This is a genomic window from Ferribacterium limneticum (genome assembly GCF_020510625.1).
Lineage (GTDB): Bacteria > Pseudomonadota > Gammaproteobacteria > Burkholderiales > Rhodocyclaceae > Azonexus > Azonexus limneticus_A.
In genome coordinates this window covers 3,295,526-3,314,252 of record NZ_CP075191.1, presented here as the reverse complement: position 1 = coordinate 3,314,252, position 18,727 = coordinate 3,295,526, and the positions used below count along the sequence as shown (strand labels likewise).

General features: G+C 59.1%; 20 protein-coding genes. 15 read left to right on the top strand and 5 right to left on the bottom strand.

Annotated features, from left to right (window positions below; translation table 11 throughout):
• Positions 1 to 72 precede the first annotated feature (72 nt).
• From nosZ to KI617_RS15960, 3 genes are all read left to right on the top strand, one after another.
• Complete coding sequence (gene nosZ / locus KI617_RS15970; RefSeq protein ID WP_226447928.1) at positions 73 to 2,370, top strand: Sec-dependent nitrous-oxide reductase; 2,298 nt, start codon at positions 73 to 75, stop codon at positions 2,368 to 2,370.
• Between the two features lie 87 nt (positions 2,371 to 2,457).
• On the top strand, positions 2,458 to 2,775 hold the full coding sequence (locus KI617_RS15965) for a c-type cytochrome (RefSeq protein WP_226447926.1): 318 nt from the start codon (positions 2,458 to 2,460) through the stop codon (positions 2,773 to 2,775).
• Positions 2,776 to 2,802: 27 nt separating this feature from the next.
• A complete protein-coding gene (locus KI617_RS15960) occupies positions 2,803 to 4,050 on the top strand; it encodes an NAD(P)/FAD-dependent oxidoreductase (protein ID WP_404826817.1) in 1,248 nt (415 codons plus the stop codon).
• Between the two features lie 14 nt (positions 4,051 to 4,064).
• On the opposite strand, the gene KI617_RS15955 is transcribed toward KI617_RS15960, so the two are convergent.
• Together KI617_RS15955 and KI617_RS15950 are read right to left on the bottom strand one after the other, a co-directional pair.
• The gene (locus KI617_RS15955; RefSeq protein WP_226447922.1) at positions 4,065 to 4,415 is read right to left on the bottom strand and encodes a helix-turn-helix domain-containing protein; all 351 of its coding nucleotides are present in this window, start codon (positions 4,413 to 4,415) and stop codon (positions 4,065 to 4,067) included.
• Positions 4,416 to 4,434: 19 nt separating this feature from the next.
• Positions 4,435 to 4,908, bottom strand: coding sequence for an ankyrin repeat domain-containing protein (locus KI617_RS15950; protein ID WP_226447920.1), 474 nt, complete (start codon positions 4,906 to 4,908; stop codon positions 4,435 to 4,437).
• Between the two features lie 236 nt (positions 4,909 to 5,144).
• On the opposite strand from KI617_RS15950, the gene KI617_RS15945 reads away from it, so the two are divergent.
• From KI617_RS15945 to KI617_RS15925, 5 genes are all read left to right on the top strand, one after another.
• Positions 5,145 to 5,849 carry a Crp/Fnr family transcriptional regulator gene (locus KI617_RS15945; RefSeq protein ID WP_226447918.1) on the top strand — a complete coding sequence of 235 codons (705 nt, stop codon included), beginning with the start codon at positions 5,145 to 5,147 and terminating at the stop codon, positions 5,847 to 5,849.
• Between the two features lie 47 nt (positions 5,850 to 5,896).
• Positions 5,897 to 7,309: an aminotransferase-like domain-containing protein gene (locus KI617_RS15940; protein ID WP_226447916.1), complete on the top strand. Its 1,413-nt coding sequence runs from the start codon at positions 5,897 to 5,899 to the stop codon at positions 7,307 to 7,309.
• Positions 7,310 to 7,422: 113 nt separating this feature from the next.
• Complete coding sequence (gene ccoG / locus KI617_RS15935; protein WP_226447914.1) at positions 7,423 to 8,814, top strand: cytochrome c oxidase accessory protein CcoG; 1,392 nt, start codon at positions 7,423 to 7,425, stop codon at positions 8,812 to 8,814.
• A 23-nt stretch (positions 8,815 to 8,837) separates the two neighbouring features.
• Positions 8,838 to 10,508 (top strand): nitrite/sulfite reductase, encoded by a 1,671-nt coding sequence (locus KI617_RS15930; protein WP_226447912.1) that lies wholly within the window; start codon positions 8,838 to 8,840, stop codon positions 10,506 to 10,508.
• Positions 10,492 to 10,989 carry a DUF934 domain-containing protein gene (locus KI617_RS15925; protein WP_226447910.1) on the top strand — a complete coding sequence of 166 codons (498 nt, stop codon included), beginning with the start codon at positions 10,492 to 10,494 and terminating at the stop codon, positions 10,987 to 10,989. Before KI617_RS15930 ends, KI617_RS15925 begins: the two co-directional genes overlap by 17 nt.
• A gap of 80 nt (positions 10,990 to 11,069) precedes the next feature.
• Here the strand turns inward: KI617_RS15925 and KI617_RS15920 are convergent, their stop codons facing one another.
• A complete protein-coding gene (locus KI617_RS15920; RefSeq protein WP_226447908.1) occupies positions 11,070 to 11,378 on the bottom strand; it encodes a hypothetical protein in 309 nt (102 codons plus the stop codon).
• 2 nt (positions 11,379 to 11,380) lie between these two features.
• Complete coding sequence (locus tag KI617_RS15915; protein ID WP_226447906.1) at positions 11,381 to 11,986, bottom strand: cytochrome c oxidase subunit 3 family protein; 606 nt, start codon at positions 11,984 to 11,986, stop codon at positions 11,381 to 11,383.
• 254 nt (positions 11,987 to 12,240) lie between these two features.
• Between KI617_RS15915 and KI617_RS15910 the strand changes: the two genes are divergently transcribed.
• From KI617_RS15910 to KI617_RS15890, 5 genes are read left to right on the top strand one after another with little or no spacing between them, the layout of a single operon-like run.
• The gene (locus KI617_RS15910) at positions 12,241 to 12,576 is read left to right on the top strand and encodes an ArsR/SmtB family transcription factor (protein ID WP_226447904.1); all 336 of its coding nucleotides are present in this window, start codon (positions 12,241 to 12,243) and stop codon (positions 12,574 to 12,576) included.
• The gene (locus KI617_RS15905; RefSeq protein ID WP_226447902.1) at positions 12,573 to 13,067 is read left to right on the top strand and encodes an arsenate reductase ArsC; all 495 of its coding nucleotides are present in this window, start codon (positions 12,573 to 12,575) and stop codon (positions 13,065 to 13,067) included. The genes KI617_RS15910 and KI617_RS15905 overlap by 4 nt, the downstream gene beginning before the upstream one ends.
• Entirely contained in the window at positions 13,064 to 14,131 is a 1,068-nt protein-coding gene (arsB, locus tag KI617_RS15900) for an ACR3 family arsenite efflux transporter (protein WP_226447900.1), read from the top strand. Before KI617_RS15905 ends, arsB begins: the two co-directional genes overlap by 4 nt.
• 30 nt (positions 14,132 to 14,161) lie before the next feature.
• Positions 14,162 to 15,601 carry a permease gene (locus tag KI617_RS15895; RefSeq protein ID WP_226447898.1) on the top strand — a complete coding sequence of 480 codons (1,440 nt, stop codon included), beginning with the start codon at positions 14,162 to 14,164 and terminating at the stop codon, positions 15,599 to 15,601.
• A 12-nt stretch (positions 15,602 to 15,613) separates the two neighbouring features.
• Positions 15,614 to 15,847 (top strand): thioredoxin family protein, encoded by a 234-nt coding sequence (locus KI617_RS15890; protein WP_226447889.1) that lies wholly within the window; start codon positions 15,614 to 15,616, stop codon positions 15,845 to 15,847.
• A gap of 30 nt (positions 15,848 to 15,877) precedes the next feature.
• Here KI617_RS15890 and KI617_RS15885 read toward each other — a convergent pair whose 3' ends face one another.
• Positions 15,878 to 16,549 carry an EF-hand domain-containing protein gene (locus KI617_RS15885; RefSeq protein WP_226447887.1) on the bottom strand — a complete coding sequence of 224 codons (672 nt, stop codon included), beginning with the start codon at positions 16,547 to 16,549 and terminating at the stop codon, positions 15,878 to 15,880.
• A gap of 327 nt (positions 16,550 to 16,876) precedes the next feature.
• Here KI617_RS15885 and KI617_RS15880 point away from each other — a divergent pair, with 327 nt between their 5' ends.
• Positions 16,877 to 17,557 (top strand): response regulator transcription factor, encoded by a 681-nt coding sequence (locus KI617_RS15880; protein WP_226447886.1) that lies wholly within the window; start codon positions 16,877 to 16,879, stop codon positions 17,555 to 17,557.
• A 1-nt stretch (position 17,558) separates the two neighbouring features.
• On the top strand, positions 17,559 to 18,686 hold the full coding sequence (locus KI617_RS15875) for a HAMP domain-containing sensor histidine kinase (protein WP_226452036.1): 1,128 nt from the start codon (positions 17,559 to 17,561) through the stop codon (positions 18,684 to 18,686).
• Positions 18,687 to 18,727 lie beyond the last annotated feature (41 nt).

The following is an 18,727-nucleotide window of genomic DNA, read 5'->3' as shown; positions in this document are numbered from 1 at the left end:
TCCAGTTAGAGGGCGCGCTCCCGAGTGCGTGCAGATGCACGCCGATCGATACGCAATCTTAAGGGGAGAAAAATGCGTGCAATAACCAGGCGTCCCTTGGCGCTGTTCATACTCATCGGGCTTGCTGCCGGCCTGTCCGGCACTGCCGTTGCAGCCGAGTCGCTGCAGGACGTCTTGAAGCGTCGCAGCCTGTCGCAACAGGATTTGCTGGCCGCCGCAAAAACCTACGTGCCGACTGGCAAGCGCGACGAATTCGTCGCATTCTCGTCAGGCGGCCAGTCGGGCCAGGTTATCGTTTATGGGATTCCGTCCATGCGGATCCTCAAGTACATCGGCGTCTTCACGCCGGAACCGTGGCAAGGCTACGGCTACGACGAAAGCTCCAAGGCCGTGCTGGCCCAGGGCAATATTGACGGCCGCAAGATTACCTGGGGCGATTCGCACCATCCGGCCATGTCGGAAACGCAAGGCAAGTACGATGGCCAGTTCCTGTTCATCAACGACAAGGCCAACCCGCGCATTGCCGTGATTGACCTGCGGGATTTCGAGACCAAGCAACTGGTTGCCAACCCGATCTTCAAGTCCGAGCACGGCGGTGCGTTCGTCACGCCGAATACCGAATACGTCATTGAGGCAGCCCAGTACGCCACGCCGTTCGAAAACAAGAAGTTCGTGCCGCTCGAGGAATTCAACGAGAAGTATCGCGGTGGTATCACCTACTGGAAATTCGACCGCAAGGAAGGCCGCATCATTCCCAAGGACTCGTTCTCCGTCGAGCTGCCGCCTTACTCGCAGGATTTGTCCGATGCCGGCAAGGGACCGTCGGATGGCTGGTCCTTCACCAACTCCTTCTGTTCCGAGCGCTACGTCGGCGGTATCGAGAAAGGCCGTCCGCCCTACGAGGCGGGTTGTTCGGCCAAGGATACCGACTACATGCACATCGTTAACTGGCGGAAGGCCGCCGAGCTGGTCGCCCAGGGCAAGGCCAAGAAGATCAACGGCCACAACGTGATCATGATGGATACCGCCATCAAGGAGGGCATCCTTTTCCTGGTGCCGGAGCCCAAATCGCCGCACGGCGTCATGCTCTCGCCGGATGGCAAGTTCATCACCGTCTCCGGCAAGCTGGATACCCACGTTTCGGTCTATTCCTGGGAAAAGATCCAGGCCGCCATCAAGGCCGGGCGCTTCGAGAGCAAGGACTCTTACGGCATTCCGGTCATCAGCATGAAGGATACCCTGCACAAGCAGGTGCAGTTGGGACTCGGGCCGCTGCATACACAATATGACGCCAAGGCCTGCATCGCCTATACCTCGCTCTATGTCGATTCACAGGTCGTCAAATGGGACTACTGCGAGGGCCGGGTTCTCGACAAACTTGCCGTCCATTACAACATCGGCCATTTGATGACCATGGAAGGCGACAGCACCGAGCCTAAGGGCAAATATCTGGTCGCAATGAACAAGCTCTCCATCGATCGTTTCAATCCGGTCGGCCCTTTGCATCCGCAGAATCACCAGCTCATCGATATCAGCGATGACAAGATGCAGTTGCTCTACGACATGCCGGTGCCCTTGGGTGAGCCGCATTACGTCGTCGGCATCGAGGCGTCGAAACTCAAGCCGGGCGTGCGCTACAAGGTGGGTACCGATTCGCGTACCGACAAGCCGCATCCGGGCGCAGTGCGGGCCGGTGAGGAAAAAACGGTCAAGAAGGGCAACAAGGTCGAGGTGTTCGGCACCTTGATCCGTTCCCACATCACACCGGAAACGATCGAAGTGGAAGTCGGCGACGAAATCACGGTGCACCTGACCAACCTCGAGCGCGCCCAGGACGAAACCCACGGCTTTGCCGTCGATACCTTCGACGTCCATGCTTCCGTGGAACCGGGCAAGACGGTGACCGTCAAGTTCAAGGCCGACAAGGAAGGCGTCTATCCGTACTACTGCACGGAATTCTGCTCGGCCTTGCACCTGGAAATGCAGGGTTATCTCCTGATCAAGCCGAAGGGCTGGAAACCGACCAAGGTGGCCGCGGCCGAGCAAGCCGTCTATACCGAGGACGACTACAAGAAGCAGCTGAAGAAGGTGGCTGACACCCAAGTCGTCATCGATCAGGTCGTCGCCTATATCACCAGTGTCAATTACCGCGACTTCCCGGATGTCGTTAACTTGATGGACGACGCGGTCGATCAGTTGAACAAGACCAAGGAAACCCGCGCCAAGGCCGAGGATGCCGCCAAGAAGAAGGATTGGCAGCAGGCCACACTGTGGGCCGAGCAGATCTGGCAATACCAGGTCAAGGCGGCTGACATCGGTATCCGTGCCAAGAACTACCTTGAGCAGAACGGAGCCAAGAAAATCAAGTAGCCAATAAAGTAGTCTGCAACCCGTTCAATCGGAGGGCGTGTTCCCCCCAAAATCCCTCTCCTCGCACGCCCTCCGATTTTTTTTGACATGCTCAAGAACCTTATCCAAGTCACTGCTTTCAGCGTTTTGCTCTCTCTAGCCTCCGCTGCAGGGGCTGGCAACGGGGTGTCCGTTGCCCAGTCACTGGCCGCTACCTGCGCCAATTGCCATGGCACCAACGGTCGTCTGCCTTCAGCGCAAGATGTACCGGCGCTTGCCGGCCGCTCAGCCGAGTGGATTCGCCAACAGATCACGGCCTTCCGCAACTACGGTCGTCCATCGACGGTCATGCAGCAGATTGTCAGGGGATACAGCGACGAAGAGATCGAACTGATTGTTCTCTGGCTGGCCAACAATGGCGGGTGAGCCGTGCGACGGAAATTCCTGAAAACGATGGGCTGTGGCGCACTCGCTCTGCTGAGCGCTTGCGCTACTCAGAAAGAGCGCGCCAAAGCGCGTGTCGTCGTGGTTGGCGGCGGCTTTGCCGGCGCGACGCTTGCCAAGTACCTGCGGATCTGGAGCCGAGGTGAAGTAGCCGTCACCCTAGTCGAGCGGAACCGGCAGTTTGTCTCCTGCCCGATTTCCAACCTGGTCCTGGCCGGTGAGCGCTCGCTGGCCGACATCACTCTCGGTTATGCGGGGCTGACTCAACTCGGGGTGGAAGTCATCCATGCCCAGGCCGAGCGGATCGACCCGGAAAAACGGAAAGTCCTGTTGTCTGGCGGCATTGCCTTGCCATACGACCGCTGTGTGCTGGCGCCTGGTATCGATTTCATCACCGAGGACATTCCCGGGCTGGCTTCCGAGACGGCACAACGACGGTTCCCGCATGCCTACAAGGCCGGGCCGCAGACAGGGGAGCTCAGGAAACAGCTTGAGGCCATGCCCGACGGCGGCGTCTATGCCCTGTCGATTCCCAAAATTCCCTACGTTTGCCCGCCGGGGCCTTATGAGCGGGCATCGGTGATTGCCGATTACTTCCGCCGCGACAAGCCGCGTTCGAAAGTGCTGATCCTGGACGCCAACGATGGCGTGGCCTCGAAACGCCCCTTGTTCCTGCAGGCCTGGGCGGAGCATTACCCCAATTTGATCGACTATCGCCCCAACATGCCGATACGCGATGTCGATGCCGGCAACGGTGCAGCGATCTTCGATTTCGAACAGATCAAGGCCGATGTCTGGAATGTCATTCCAGCCCAACGCGTCGGCAAGATCGCCCGCGATCTTGGATTGAAACTGGCCAATGGGCGCTGGGCCGAGGTCGACTGGCTGACGCTCGAATCCATCAGCCATCCGGGCATCCATGTGATTGGCGATGCCACCCTCTCGGCGCCCCTGATGCCGAAGTCGGGGCATATGGCCAACCAGCAGGCCAAGGTGCTGGCGGCGGCGCTGGTCAATCTGTTTGCCGGCCAGGAAATCAATAGCCGCCCCAAGGTGATGAACACCTGCTACAGCTTCGTCAGCTTCGACCAGGCCATGCATGTGGCCACTGTTTTCGACTACAACCACCCGCAAGGGACATTCCTGGCGATTCCCAAGTCGGGCGGACTGTCAGAGCGTGCCAGCGAACTTGAGGGGCGCTATGCCCATGCCTGGGCAAGGAATATCTGGGCGGATAGCCTCTCGGCGGTTTATTGAATCGAAGCCGCCCTCTAGTCGAACAGGGCCATCTTGCGCTGCAGGGTTCGTCGGCTGATATTGAGCATCTTGGCTGCCTTCGAACGGTTGCCGCCACTGCGGGAAAGAATTTCGACAATGTAGTCCCGCTCGACTTCTTCGAGTGATTTCACCGGTTGGTCGAAGTCATCCTCTCCTTCCGGTACCGTGAGAGACAACTTGTCGAGCGCGCTTTGTTGCGGTGGCTTGCCGGCTTTACTGGAAACCACACGAAGCCTCGACTTGGCGAGCAGTCGCTGCAAGTCGGCGTGACTGCCTGCCATCCCTTCTTTCTCCGTCCCTTTTTCGAAAGGAACCTCAAGGCGCAAATAGATCGATTGAGTCATGTTTGTCTCCAGAACACGATTAGCAGGGCTTTCCGGGGGCGCATTTCTTGAGTAGCCACAGGGAGATGACTCCGGCCACTTCATAGGCCATGGCTTTTCTGGCAACGGAAGTCGGGTCGCGCCCGGAAGCTGTCAAGGCGTGGGGGTCGGCCCCTGCTTCAAGCAGCAATTGAGCGTGCGCCGCATTTTGTGAATAAGCCGCGACATGGAGTGGTGTCATGCCGTCGTGGTCGCGAGCATTGGGGTCGGCACCGGCATCGATCAGGGCCTTGAGTGCCCCGGGGTCGGCATTGGCTGCCGCCAGGTGAAGCGGGGTCGAGCCAACGTTTGTCCGAATATCCCGGCTGCCGGCGTCTGGTTTGAGGGCGGCAACGATTTCCTGCGCTGTGCCTGTCCGGGCAGCATCCAGGATCGGGTGTTCGAGGATGCTGGCATTTTCGTTTGCGACACAGTTGAAGGCGAGTGTGGCCAAAATGATGACAAGAGCTCTCACGTTCCATTTCCTCAATAAATTAGCTTGTTAGGGAAATTTTCGTCTGAGCGGGGAACGGGTAGTAATGACAGCTTGTAACTTTGTCTTGCGGTACAGTCGATAAACGAGGAAGCAACTGTTCCTATTCGAATCAATAATGACTGTAACTGTCATCGGTGTCCGTGTTCTGGTGTACTGCCCGGCATTGGCAATATGGCCCCGGCGTTTCCGCATGGGCATGGCGTGCAGGAGGGCGGATGACCGAACAACAGTGCGACGAGATGGTGGCGTGCATCACTGCATTCCAGGCGCGTTTCCCCTTGGAGGGAATCAGCCGGCAGCTTGTTCTCCGGAATCGATATGTATTTCATACGGGCAACCCGGCTCAAGGCGTCTACCTGATGATCGATGGATTGGTAAAGGTGTCTAAAGTAAGCAGCGCCGGGAACGAAAAGATTCTCCACGTCGCGGCGCGAGGGGACTTTCTGGCGGAGGTGCCTGTCTTGCTGAACCGGGCTTACGACACCACGGCTCAAGCCGTTTCGGATGCGCTGATGTTCTATATCCCGGAACGCACCATCTCCGAATTGCTGCATGAGTCACCCCTGCTGTGCAGGCAATTGCTGGGTGGAATGGTGCGCAAAGTTCATTGCCTGATCCAGGATATCGAATCCAATTTCAAGGCCGGCCACGAGCGGGTCGCCGATTTCCTGCTTGCCCAGGCAGAAGACATGTCACCGCACGATGCGGCCTTGAGTGTCGCGCTACCCATCAAGAAAATCGATCTTGCCTCCTGGCTGGGGCTGACGCCGCAGCATTTCTCCCGCATCCTTCAGGATTTGCGGCAGAAAGGACTCATTGTGGTCGATGGGCCTGTCATCCATATTCCCTCTGTGGAGAACCTGAGGAATGGTTGGCTGCGCTTTGGCAAGGATGAATCAATTTTGCAGGCTGCCCACTGAGGCATCATCAAGGTGCTGGCAACCGGAACCCAGGGGGAGGAGTAAGCATGGTGCGCTATCAGAGTCTCGCGTACGAGACAGAAAAACTGATTGTCGATGGGGTTCTCCGGCCGGGTGATCGCCTGCCTTCCGTGCGGCAAGTGTGTCGGACACACACCATCAGTCCGGTGACCGTGACGCAGGCGTACTACCTGCTGGAGAGCCGAGGTTTGATCGAGGCCCGGCCCAAATCCGGCTACTTTGTTCGCGCTCGCCTCGGCCAGCGCCTTAACGAACCTGAGATGAGCCATCCGGTGGGCAATTCGACCGAACTTCAGGTCAGCGACTTCATTTTCCAGATCCTGTACAGCGTCAAGGATCCGGCCGTCGTGCCCCTGGGCTCCAGTTTCCCCAGTCCTTTCCTCTTTCCCCTCGACAAGCTGGGTCGTTTTCTCAGCCAGGCAGCCCGGCGCTTCGATCCGCTGTCGACAGTCACCGACCTCCCTCCCGGCAACGAGGAATTGCGCCGCCAGATCGTGTTGCGCTACCTCTCGCGTGGCGCCGTCGTGTCAACGGACGAGGTTGTGGTGACCTCCGGTGCGATGGAGGGGATCAACCTGTGCCTGCAGGCAGTGACACAGCCTGGCGACCTGATCGCCATCGAGTCGCCGACGTTTTATGCGGGACTTCAGGCGAGTGAGCGACTTGGCCTCAAGGTGATCGAGATCCCGTCGCACCCCCGCGAGGGGATCAGCATCCAGGCCCTGGAGGATGCTTTGCGGCACCACCCGATCAAGGCCTGCTTGCTGATGCTCAATTTTGGGAATCCGACCGGAAGTCTGGTTAGCGATGAACGGAAGCGGTATCTGATCGATTTGCTTGGCCGCCATAACGTCCCCTTGATCGAGGACGACGTCTACAACGAGCTCTACTTCGGCCCGCAGCCGCCCTTGTGCAGCAAATCGGCCTCCCGGGCCGATCACGTCATGCACATTTCTTCCTTTTCCAAGTGCCTGGCGCCCGGCTATCGCCTCGGCTGGGTTGCCGCCGGCCGTTATGCCGAGAAAATCATTCGGCTCAAACTGTCCACGACATTGGCGACGACGATTCCTGTCCAGATCGCTGTGGCGGAATATCTGAAGCACGGCGGCTACGATCACCACCTGCGGCGCCTGCGGCAGCAGTTACTGATGCAGGAATCGCTATTGCTCGAGGGGATAGAGCGCTCATTTCCGACCAGTACCCGCCTGGCCAGACCGACCGGTGGTTACTTCGTTTGGCTCGAACTGCCGGAGTCCGTCGATGCACTCAAGCTGCATCGCATGGCGCTGGATCAAGGAATCAGCATCGCGCCCGGGCCGATCTTTTCGGCGAAAAAAGAGTTCAACAACTGTATCCGCCTCAACTTCGGCCATCCCCAATCCGAAAGGATGCAGCAGGCTGTGGCAACACTCGGCCATCTGGTCTCCACCTTGTCTTGAGTCAAGCGGCGCCGAGTCAAATCTGTGCCTATTGGAAACAAGCGGTGCTGCAACTGTTATCAATCATTCCTTGGTGATTTACTGATGCCCAGTCAAATAGCAAGGAAAACGACATGGGCAGACCGGTCAGCAAGGTTCGCGAAGCGAAACTCGAACTCTATCGGAAGAAGGGAAAAATCCACGCCAAGGCGGTAGCGGGGCGATTCAACGCGCTGCGCTGGGGCATGGTTTGGCTCACCCAGGCTATCTTCTACGGATTGTGCTGGGTCAATTGGGAGAGCGCAGGATCGGTTCGCCAAGCGGTCCTGTTCGATATCGCCCACGAAAAACTCTATCTGTTCGACCTGGTTCTCTGGCCGCAGGATGCGCTCCTGCTGGCATTCGTGCTGATCATTGCGGCAACGGCACTTTTCCTGGTCACTTCTCTGGCCGGGCGCCTGTTTTGCGGCTTTGCCTGCCCGCAGACGGTTTATACGAGCATCTTTACCTGGATTGAAGCGCGGGTCGAGGGCGATCATCTGGCACGCTTGAAGCTCGATGCCAGTCCGATGAGTCCCCGCAAGCTGCTGATCAAGACGGCAAAGCATGGCATCTGGGCCATCGTCGCCATCTGGACGGCGGTGACCTTTGTCGGCTACTTCACGCCGATCCGGGAATTGTTGCCTAGCGTTATCCAGTTGGACACCGGGCCATGGGAGGCCTTCTGGCTCATCTTCTACGCCGCCTTCACCTATGTTCAGGCCGGCCTGGCCCGGGAAGCGGTTTGCCAGCACATGTGCCCGTACTCCCGTTTCCAGGGCGTCATGTTCGATCCGGAAACCAGCAATGTGGCCTACGACCGTCAGCGCGGCGAACCCCGCAGCAACCGGCGTCAGGCTGGCCAAACCGGAGACTGCATCGATTGCGGCATCTGCGTCCAGGTTTGCCCGACCGGCATCGATATTCGCGATGGTCTGCAGTATCAGTGCATCAATTGCGGGCTGTGCATCGATGCCTGCGATCAGGTCATGGAAAAGATCGGGGCGCCAGTCGGCTTGATTCGCTTTGCCTCCGAAAACGAGCTGGCCTCCCCCGGCCGTCATCGGCCTTGGTATTATCGGCCGCGGGTTGGTGTCTATGCGGCGTTGTTGCTGGTTTTCTGCGGCATGGGCCTTTGGACCCTGGAGCAACGCTCGCTACTGCTGGTCGATGTGTTGCGCGATCGTGGGGCATTGTTGCGAGAGACCTCCGAAGGTCTGATCGAAAATGCCTACACCCTGAAGTTGATGAACCTCTCCGAGGTGCCACGAGAGTTCGTCGTTCGCATCGCCGGCATCCCCGGCGCCCAAATCGTCGGTCAGGAACGATTCACCGCGGAACCCGGCAGCATTCGTCCGGTTTCATTGACGGTGGCGGCGCCGTCCGGTGCCGGCCTGTCTGGAATCCAGCCCATGGATTTCCTGATTGAGGCTGTCGATGACCCTGCGATCAAGGTCGTCGAGAGAAGCAGCTTCGCGTTGCCCTGAATACCCCAACCCCCGAATACATCATGTACATCTATAACGACATCGATCAACGCCTGGTGGACGACCGGGTTTCCCTGTTTCGCGATCAGACCCGGCGATTCCTGAACGGCAGCCTCAGTGAGGACGATTACCGTCCGCTGCGTCTGCAAAATGGGCTGTACATCCAGCGCCAGTCACCGATGCTGCGTGTGGCCATTCCCTACGGCACGCTGTCGAGCCAGCAGATGCGGGCTCTGGCCAGGATTGCCCGAACCTGGGATCGGGGCTACGGCCATTTCACCACCCGCTGCAACATCCAGTTCAATTGGGTTCGCCTGGCCGAGGTGCCGGAAATTCTGGCCGAGTTGGCCAAGGTACAGATGCATGCTATCCAGACCTCCGGCAATTGCATCCGCAATATCACGACCGATCAGTTCGCCGGCGTTGCCGCCGACGAGATTTTCGATCCACGGCCTTACTGTGAAATCGTTCGCCAGTGGTCCACGCTGGCGCCGGAATTCCTTTTCCTGCCACGCAAATTCAAGATCGCCATCGCTGGCGGCAAGGAAGATCGGGCAGCGGTTCGCTTCCACGACATCGGTGCTCTGGCCAAACTGGATGCCGATGGCCAACCAGGCTTCGAAATTCATGTCGGCGGCGGCCTGGGGCGGACGCCGATGCTTGGGCAGTGCATCAAGCCCTTCTTGCCTCGTGCCGAATTGATCAATTATTTCGAGGCCATCTTGCGGGTCTACAACCGCTACGGCCGGCGCGACAACAAATACAAAGCGCGCATCAAGATACTGGTCAAGGATCTGACCCCGGAAAAATTCTCGCAGGAAGTCGAGGAAGAATGGGCCTATTCGAGAAACGGGCCCAATACGATTTCCAACGCAGGCTTTGCCGCCATGGAGGCCTTCTTTACCGGCCCAAACTATCTTGAACGTATTCCACACGACCCGGCCAGTCTCGATGCCTTGCGGAACAACCGCATCTATTCGCGCTGGGTGGCGCGGAATGTAGCTCTGCATCGCAAACCCGGTTACCGGATCGTCACGCTCTCACTCAAGAAAACCGGCATTCCCCCGGGGGATGCGACCGCGGATCAGATGGATGCCATTTCCGTATTGGCGGATCGTTTTAGTGCTGGCGAGATTCGGGTGACGCATGAGCAGAACCTTATCCTTCCCCATGTCGCCAAAAACGATTTGTTCGAACTGTGGGCAATCGCCAGTGCTTATGGATTGGCCTCGCCAAATATCGGCTTGTTGACCGATGTGGTCTGTTGTCCCGGGGGAGATTTCTGTTCTCTGGCCAATGCCAAGTCAATTCCCGTCGCTACCGCTATTCAGGAGCGCTTCGACAAACTCGACTATCTGTTCGACCTGGGGCCGCTGGAACTCAATATCTCGGGTTGCGTCAATGCCTGTGGCCATCACCACATCGGGCATATCGGGATTCTCGGGGTCGATAAAAACAACGAGGAGTGGTACCAGATCACGATGGGCGGTCGGGAAGGAAAACGCGCCAATATCGGTCGAGTCATCGGCCCGTCGTTCGCAGCGGCGGATATTCCCGAGACGATCAACACCCTGCTTGAGACGTATGTTCGACTTCGTCACGAAGGCGAGCTGTTTATCGACACCGTCGAACGAGTCGGGCTAACGCCGTTCAAGCTTGCCGTGTACGGAGGGGCCCATGAAGCAAATCATTAAAGATGGCTTGATTATCGAGAATGCCTGGCAGCACTGGACTGAATCGGGGGCCGCAGTCAGCGACATCATTGGCGGCAGAAGTCAGGTGATTCTGCCGCTCCAATTCCTGGAGGAACATGCGCATCAATTGGCTAACGCCGCTCTCTGCACGGGCGTCTTGCTGCTGCCGGATGAAGCGCCGGAACGCCTGTTGCCGTATCTCGGCAAGCTTTCGCTCATCGCCATCCACTTTCCCAGCTTTGCGGATGGCAGGGGGTATTCAAGCGGCCAATTGCTGCGCACACGCCATGGATTCGCCGGGGAGTTGCGCGCGGTCGGCGATATTCTGCGCGATCAGTTGTATTTCCTGAGCCGCTGTGGATTCAACGCCTTTGAACTGCGTGAGGACCAGGATCTGCAAGCGGCGTTAGCGGCATTCAGTGACTACGCCTGGCAACCCAATAGCCGGCTGTATCAGGAGGCTGGCGGCCGGGCGGAGTAGCTGTAGTTTTTGATGCTGCACAGAGAAACGGGGAGGTCGGCTGATTCCACTGCGAATCAGCCGACCTCCCCCAAGTCGTTTCAGATCGATGCGAAACGGGCAAATTCCTTGCCAAAGAATGCAGTCAACACCAGGGCGACAGGCGTGAATGCGATGAAGTAATGGGTGACGCGGCGAATGAAGGGGTGAGCGATGCGTGTTTCCACGAAGTGCCGGGCAATCAAATCGCCTTTGAGCCAGACGATTGCAGCGACCAGTAGTTGCAACCAGGCGCCACCGTGTAGCCATTGGCTAAGCAAAACGCTGATGATGGTCAAGCCAACCAGTGTCAGCCACGTGGTTACCAAAGGGCGATAGGAGGTCGATGGAGATATTTGGGTCTGATTCATGGTTACACCAGGACGTAGAAGAAGGGGAATATGACAAGCCAGATGATGTCCGTGGCGTGCCAATAGCTGGCGAGTGCCTCCAGGCCGACATAATCTTCAGCCGTGTACCCTCCGGCCAGATGGCGGGCCAGAACCCAGAGAATTCCCAGAATCCCCCAAGTGGCATGCACCAGATGGTTGAACGTCAGGTAGTAATAAACCGTGAAGAAAATCCCGGACTCGCCATTGATGCCATGACTGAGATTCCACTGGATTTCGAAGTACTTGGCGACCGGATAACCGAGGGCCAGGACTAGCCCGGCAATCAGCCAGTAGATTGATTGCCGGCGTTTGTTGGCGCGGATGGCGACCACGGAGCAGGCGATGAAGAAACTGCTGGTCACCATCAGCAAGGTAATGACGGTCCCGGCAACACGCGACAGTTTTTCGCTCCCCGCGTCAAATGACTCGGGAAAGTGGGCTCGGGCAACAAAATAGACCACAAAGAGAACGAGGAACTCCACAAACTCGCAGGTGATTCCCACCCAAATCCCTTTGTTACCAGGAATTCGATATGCGTTGTTGGTTGCGGGTGCGTCTTCGGGCAAAGGTATGGCTAGCGAACTCATGGCTACTCCACTTGGATAGATAGCCGATTGTTCGCTTAATTCGTGTTTGGTAACAGATACAGCCCGGTTGAATATGAATAGGCACAGAAGTGTCGAGGCGGCTACTGAAAACCCTTGCCTCGTGTTTGAGCCTCAGTACAGGCAATCTCGAACGGGTGAGATCGCGCTGGATATGGCTACTGTGACCAGACAACTCAAGAGGCCGGTCCAGATTTTCCGCTGTACAACTTTTATATTTCAATTATTATTGAAATATGGAATCGAAACTTGCTGTCGCCGCGCTCGGTGCGCTGGCTCATGAAACCCGTCTGGAAATCTTCCGCTTGCTGGTGCGCGCCGGGGGCGAAGGTTTGTCTGTCGGGCGCATTGCCGAGGGGCTGGGCGTTGAGGCCAATGGCCGCCTGACTTTTCACCTGAAGGAACTGGTTGCTTCCGGTCTGGCGGCTTCGCGACAGGAGGGAAGGTTTGTTATTTATTCGACCGACTATGTGGCGATGAACGAATTGCTCCGCTACCTGACTGAAGACTGCTGTGGCGGTCTGGGTTGTGGCGAGGTGGTCGAATCCTGCAACCCGGAGAAGTGCGCATGAAAATTTTCAATGTGCTGGTTTTGTGCACCGGCAACTCGGCCCGCTCGATTCTCGGCGAGGCGCTGTTCAATCATCTCGGGCAAGGCCGGATTCGGGCCTTTTCGGCCGGCAGCCAGCCGAGTGGCAAGGTCAATCCGGTGGCGCTGGAAACGCTGGAAAACCACGGCGTGCCACTGCCCGAGGCGCGCAGCAAGTCGTGGGACGAATTTGCCATGCCGGGTGCGCCTGCACTTGATTTCATCTTCACGGTTTGCGCCAGCGCGGCCGGTGAGGCTTGCCCGATCTGGCCGGGGCATCCGGCCACCGCCCATTGGGGTATTGCCGATCCGGCCCACGTCGAGCCGCTGGCGGCACGCCGGGCGGCCTTTGAAACAGCCTATGGCGAACTTGAGAAGCGGATTTCCGCCTTCTTGCAGTTGCCTCTCGAAACCATGTCGAGCGCAGCGATCATCGAAGCGGCCCGGGTGATTCACAAGGAGGCTGCAGCATGAGTGCGCAGTGCGAAGTGGCGATGAAACAGGCGGAAGGCCTGTCGATGAGCGGGTTTGAGCGTTACCTGACGATCTGGGTTTTTCTCTGCATCGTGACCGGTATCGTTTTTGGTCAGGTGTTTCCCGGTTTCTTCAAGGCGGTTGGCGGCATGGAGGTTGCTCGGGTCAATCTGCCGGTCGGGCTGCTGATCTGGGTGATGATCATCCCGATGCTGGTCAAGGTCGATTTCGGCGCGCTGAGTGAAATGAAGCAGCACGCCAGGGGCATCGGCGTCACGCTGTTCGTCAACTGGCTGGTCAAACCGTTCTCGATGGCTTTCCTCGGCTGGCTGTTCGTCCGCCAGTTGTTTGCCGCCTACCTGCCGGCCGATCAGCTGGACAGCTACATCGCCGGACTCATCCTGCTTGCCGCAGCGCCGTGCACGGCGATGGTCTTCGTCTGGAGCCGGCTGACCAACGGGCATCCGTTATTCACGCTGTCGCAGGTGGCCATCAACGACACCATCATGGTCTTCGCTTTCGCCCCGCTGGTTGCCTTCCTGCTCGGCATCTCGGCGATCACCGTGCCCTGGGATACGCTGCTTACCTCGGTTGTGCTCTACATCGTCATCCCGGTTGTCCTGGCGCAACTGTGGCGCAAGAGCCTGCTGGCCAGGGGGCAGGATGCCTTCGATGCAGCCATGGCCAGGATTGGCCCGTGGTCCATCTCGGCGCTGCTCGCCACCCTGGTCTTGCTGTTCGCTTTCCAGGGCGAGGCCATCCTCAGGCAGCCGCTGGTCATTGCCCTGCTGGCAGTGCCCATCCTGATCCAGGTGTTCTTCAATTCGGCGCTGGCCTACTGGCTGAACCGGGCGGTTGGCGAAAAGCACAACGTCGCCTGCCCGTCGGCCTTGATCGGCGCTTCCAATTTCTTTGAGCTGGCGGTGGCCGCGGCGATCAGCCTGTTCGGTTTCGAATCCGGCGCCGCATTGGCGACCGTGGTCGGCGTGCTGATCGAAGTGCCAGTCATGTTGCTGGTCGTGCGTGTGGTCAATGCCAGCAAGGGGTGGTACGAGGCGGGATAGTCGCTGGCCCGGGCCAGCAGGGAAGAGATCATGAACATCATCATCGAAGCACTGCAGGGTGGATTAGGTGGTTTGGCCTCGTACCTGGCGGCCCATGTGCTGCTCTGTCTGGTCCCGGCCTTCTTCATTGCCGGCGCCCTGTCGGCGTTGGTGCCGCAGCAATCGATCATCCGCTTTCTCGGGCCGGATGCCTCGAAATGGGTGTCCTACCCCGCGGCTGCCGGGGCGGGCAGCCTGCTGGCGGTCTGTTCCTGCACCATCCAGCCCTTGTTTGCCGGCATCTACAAGAAAGGCGCCGGGCTGGGGCCGGCCATCACCTTCCTGTTCTTTGCGCCGGCCGCCAACATTCTGGCGCTGTCCTATACCGGGGTTGCCCTTGGCGCCGACTTCGCCATCGCCCGCATCGTGCTGGCCCTGTCCTTCGGCATCGGGATCGGCATGATCATGGCCATCATTTTCCGACGGGGCGAAGAGGCGCGGCTGGCGCAGAGCGAGGCGTTTGCGGCAGGGGATGGCATTTCGCGGAAAACGCTGGTTTTCCTGGCCGCCCTGGTCGCCTTGCTGATTGCCGGAACGCTGAAGCTCGATTTCCTGAAAGCCGTGCTGTTCAGCATCGAACTGCCGGTGCCTGGTGTTGCGGGGCTGCAGGCGATGCTGGATGTTCTGGTGCCGGTCGATGAAGCCGTTGGCGCCGAAGGGCTGAGCGTGCAGGGGCTGTTTCTTATCGGTCTGCTGGCCTTGATCGGTGTGGCGGCCTGGCGCGGCCTGGGGCAGGTCGATAATGGCTTCAACCGCCTGACGCCGGTGGCTCTGGGGCTGACCGCGCTAACCTTGATCGTCGCGGCGCTGGGTGTCCGGGTCTCGGAAAATGCTCTGTTATTGACAGTGAGCGTGCGAACCGCCGCGGTGGCTGCCCTGTGTGCCGGCCTCGTGCCGCTGGCCAGGCGTTTCGACCCCTGGGATGTGCAGCAATGGTTGTGGGAAACCTGGCGTTTCGTGAAGCAGATCTTTCCGCTGCTGGTGGTCGGCGTCTTCCTGGTCGGCATCATCCGCGTCTTCATCCGACCGGAGTGGATACAGGCGGTGGCCGGCAGCAATACCGTGCTGGCCAACATGGCTGGCGTCGTGTTCGGCGTCTTCATGTATTTTCCGACCCTGGTCGAAGTGCCGATCGCCAAGATGTTCTTGTCGCTGGGCATGCATCCGGGGCCGCTGATCGCCTACCTGATGGCCGATCCGGAGCTTTCGCTGCAGAGCATCCTGATCACCAGTGCGATCATCGGCAAGCTCAAGGCCTGGACGTATGTCGGTTTCGTCGCCCTGTTCTCGACGCTGGCCGGTCTGACCTACGGCGCCTGGGTGGATGGAACATCGCTCTGGCTGCTGGCGCTGCTGGTCGGCGGATTCATTACACTGCTGTTGAGCACGCTGCATGTTGTGGACCGGGCCTCTCGTGCCCGGACTGTTTGAGAGGGAATCACCATGTTGATCAAGATCCTCGGTTCCGGTTGCGCCAAATGCAATCGTCTGGAACAGCTGACCCGCGAAGTCGTCGCCGAACAAGGGCTGAATGCCAGCTTCGAGCATGTGACGGCCATGGATGAAATCATGGCTTACCCGATCATGACCACACCCGCCCTGGTGGTGGACGAGGTGGTCAGGGTCTCCGGCCGGATTCCCAGCAAGGATGAAATCGCGGCCTGGTTGAAAGGATAGCCAAGGCCGTTAGCGGCCTTGGCGGTTTGCTCAGGCCGAGACGGAAAGCAGGCTGCTCAGCGACGAATCGCTGGCCTTGTCGCTGAAGCTGCCGTAGGCGTGCATCAGTTGCATGATTTTCATCATCACCTGTTCTTCGCTGTTGCTGGCGCTGGTGGCCGTGCTCGTTGTGGTGCTGTCGGTGCTGTCGGTGCTCGAGGTGCTGTCCTGGCTGCTGTTGAGCGCCTGGGCTTCGGCAAACGACACCTTGCCGTCAGCGTTGGTGTCGGCCGCATCGAAATTCTCGACCACGTTGGAAATGAAGCTGGCGCGTTCGCTGTCCGTGCTGCCGATTTCCTCCAGCTGGCTGCTCAGCTCATCCTTGGTGAAGCCCTCGTCATCCTTCGGCGGCGGGGGCGGCATGCCGGCCATGCCTTGCGGGCCCTGGCCACCATGCCCTTGCATCCGCATCTGGTTGAACTGGCTGTCCAGCTCTTCCTGGAGTTTCGACAGGGTGGTTGAAAACTCGCTCTCGGTGACCTTGCCGTCGCTGTCGGCATCCAGTGTCGCGAAGACATCTTCGGCCGCGGATGAACTGCTGTCCGATTCGATCTTGCTGAAGGCCGAAATGATGTCGCTCTTGTCCAGATAGCCCTGGCTCTTGGTGTCGAGCTTGGCAAATAGCTGGCTGATCGATGTGGCACTACTCAGGCTGCTGACCATGATTACCTCCGATTGGTTGGTCAAAAATAGGAATGCCCTGGCTGGGCTACCCTCCTTGAGCAAGTTATCGGCCAAAAACGCCAATTATTGGCGGTGTTTTGCGTTAATCCGGGTAAATTTGCGTTAAGAAAGTCTGCTTCTCGCCGATTTTTTGGTCAAAAAATCCAGTTTCTTGCCCAAAAAGCGGATTTATTTGCTGGCGGCAATATTTGCCGGCGGCTGCCCGCTGCCGCCAAGCCGTAAAAAACTGTAAAGCCCGGGGGCTTTGACTGGTTTCGCCGGGGGGGCTTGGCTATGATCATCCTTTGCCGATCAAGTGTGTAAGTTATGCCCCATATCCTGCTGGTGGACGATGATGTCGAGCTGTCTGGCATGTTGCGCGACTATCTGGCGCAGGACGGATTCGAGGCAACGGCGGTTCACGATGGCGAGCGAGGCGTCGAAGAGGCGCTATCCGGCCGCTACGCAGTCATCGCCCTAGATGTGATGATGCCCGGGGTCAGCGGTATCGAGGTGCTGCGCCGCATTCGGGCCGTCAGCAGCGTGCCCGTGCTGATGCTGACCGCCAAGGGGGACGACATGGATCGTATCGTCGGCCTGGAGCTTGGCGCCGATGATTACGTGCCCAAGCCCTGTCAGCCGCGCGAACTGGCCGCCAGATTGCGGGCCATCCTGCGCCGTACCCAGCCGGCAGAAGCCGCCAGCGGGCCGATCGTTGCCGGGCCGCTGACAGTTTATCCAGAACAGCGCCGCGTCGAATGGAGCGGCCGGCGGGTCGAGGTGACCAGCACTGAATTCAATCTTGTCGAGGTGCTGGCCCGCCATGCCGGGCGCCCGATCAGCAAAAACATGCTCTGCGAACAGGCTCTGGGCCGACCGCTGGCGCGTTTCGATCGCAGCATCGATGTGCATCTTTCAAGCATCCGCCACAAGCTCGGCACCTTGCCTGATGGCCGCTCCTGCATCCAGACGGTGTATCGGCAAGGCTATCAGTTGATCAAGGAATAGCGTGGGGCGGCTGTTCTGGAAGTTGTTTCTGTTCATCTGGCTGGGCCAGATGGCCGCCGTGCTTGGCACGGGCACCCTGTTCTGGGCCGAGCGGAATGGCTATCTGACGAGGCTGGATCGAGGCTTGCCGCCGCCACCCCATGAGCGATTTGAACCCCGGGCTTTGCCGGCGGATGGCCCTGGGGCTCCCGCCAGAAATAGGGGCTACCCACCGCCACCTCCCGGCATGCACCTGCCGATACCGGCCATTCTGGCTGGCCTGCTCGCCAGCGCGCTTTGCGCCGCCGGACTGGCCTGGTATTTCGCCAAGCCGATTCGCCAGCTCAGGCAGGGATTCGATGCAGCGGCCAATGGCGATCTGGCGGTCCGCGTCGCGCCGGGCATGGGGCAGCGCCGTGATGAACTGGCCGACCTCGGGCGTGATTTCGACCGGATGACCGAACGCGTGCAATCGGTGGTCGAGGGGCAAAAACGCCTGTTGCATGACGTGTCGCACGAAATGCGATCCCCGCTGGCCCGGCTGCAGGCCGCGGTCGGGCTGGCCCGCCAGCAGCCGGAACGGATGGAGGGGCTGTTGGCGCGTGTCGAACGCGAAAGCGAACGCATGAATCAACTGGTCGGCGAATTGCTGACCCTGTCGCGACTGGAGGCTGGTAGTGCCGGCGCGGTCGGCCCGGTCGACATGGATGAACTGCTGGCGCAACTGGTCGAGGATGCCCGCTTCGAAGGGACGGCACGGCGGGTCACGGTCAGCTACGAGCCGGGGAGAATGGCCGAGGTTCTGGCCGATCCGGAATTGCTGCATCGGGCCATTGAAAACGTTGTCCGCAATGCGCTTCGCTTCTCGCCGCCCGGCGGCATCGTTCGGATCGAGGCCGGCGTGGGGGGTGACGGGGCCTTTCATATCGTTGTTCTCGACCACGGGCCGGGTGTCGCTGAAGCAGACCTCGAGGCCATCTTCACCCCGTTCTATCGGGGTGCCGCGCCGGGCGATGATGACGGCTATGGCCTGGGTTTGGCCATAGCGCGCCGCGTCGTCCAGGTCGGCAACGGCACGATCGGCGCCAGTAATGCCGCAGATGCGGGCTTGTCGGTCAGTATTCGGCTGCCAATTTTGGCGTCTTCGTGACGTATTTATCCTTTCGATTTACTAACTATTACAATCAGCTA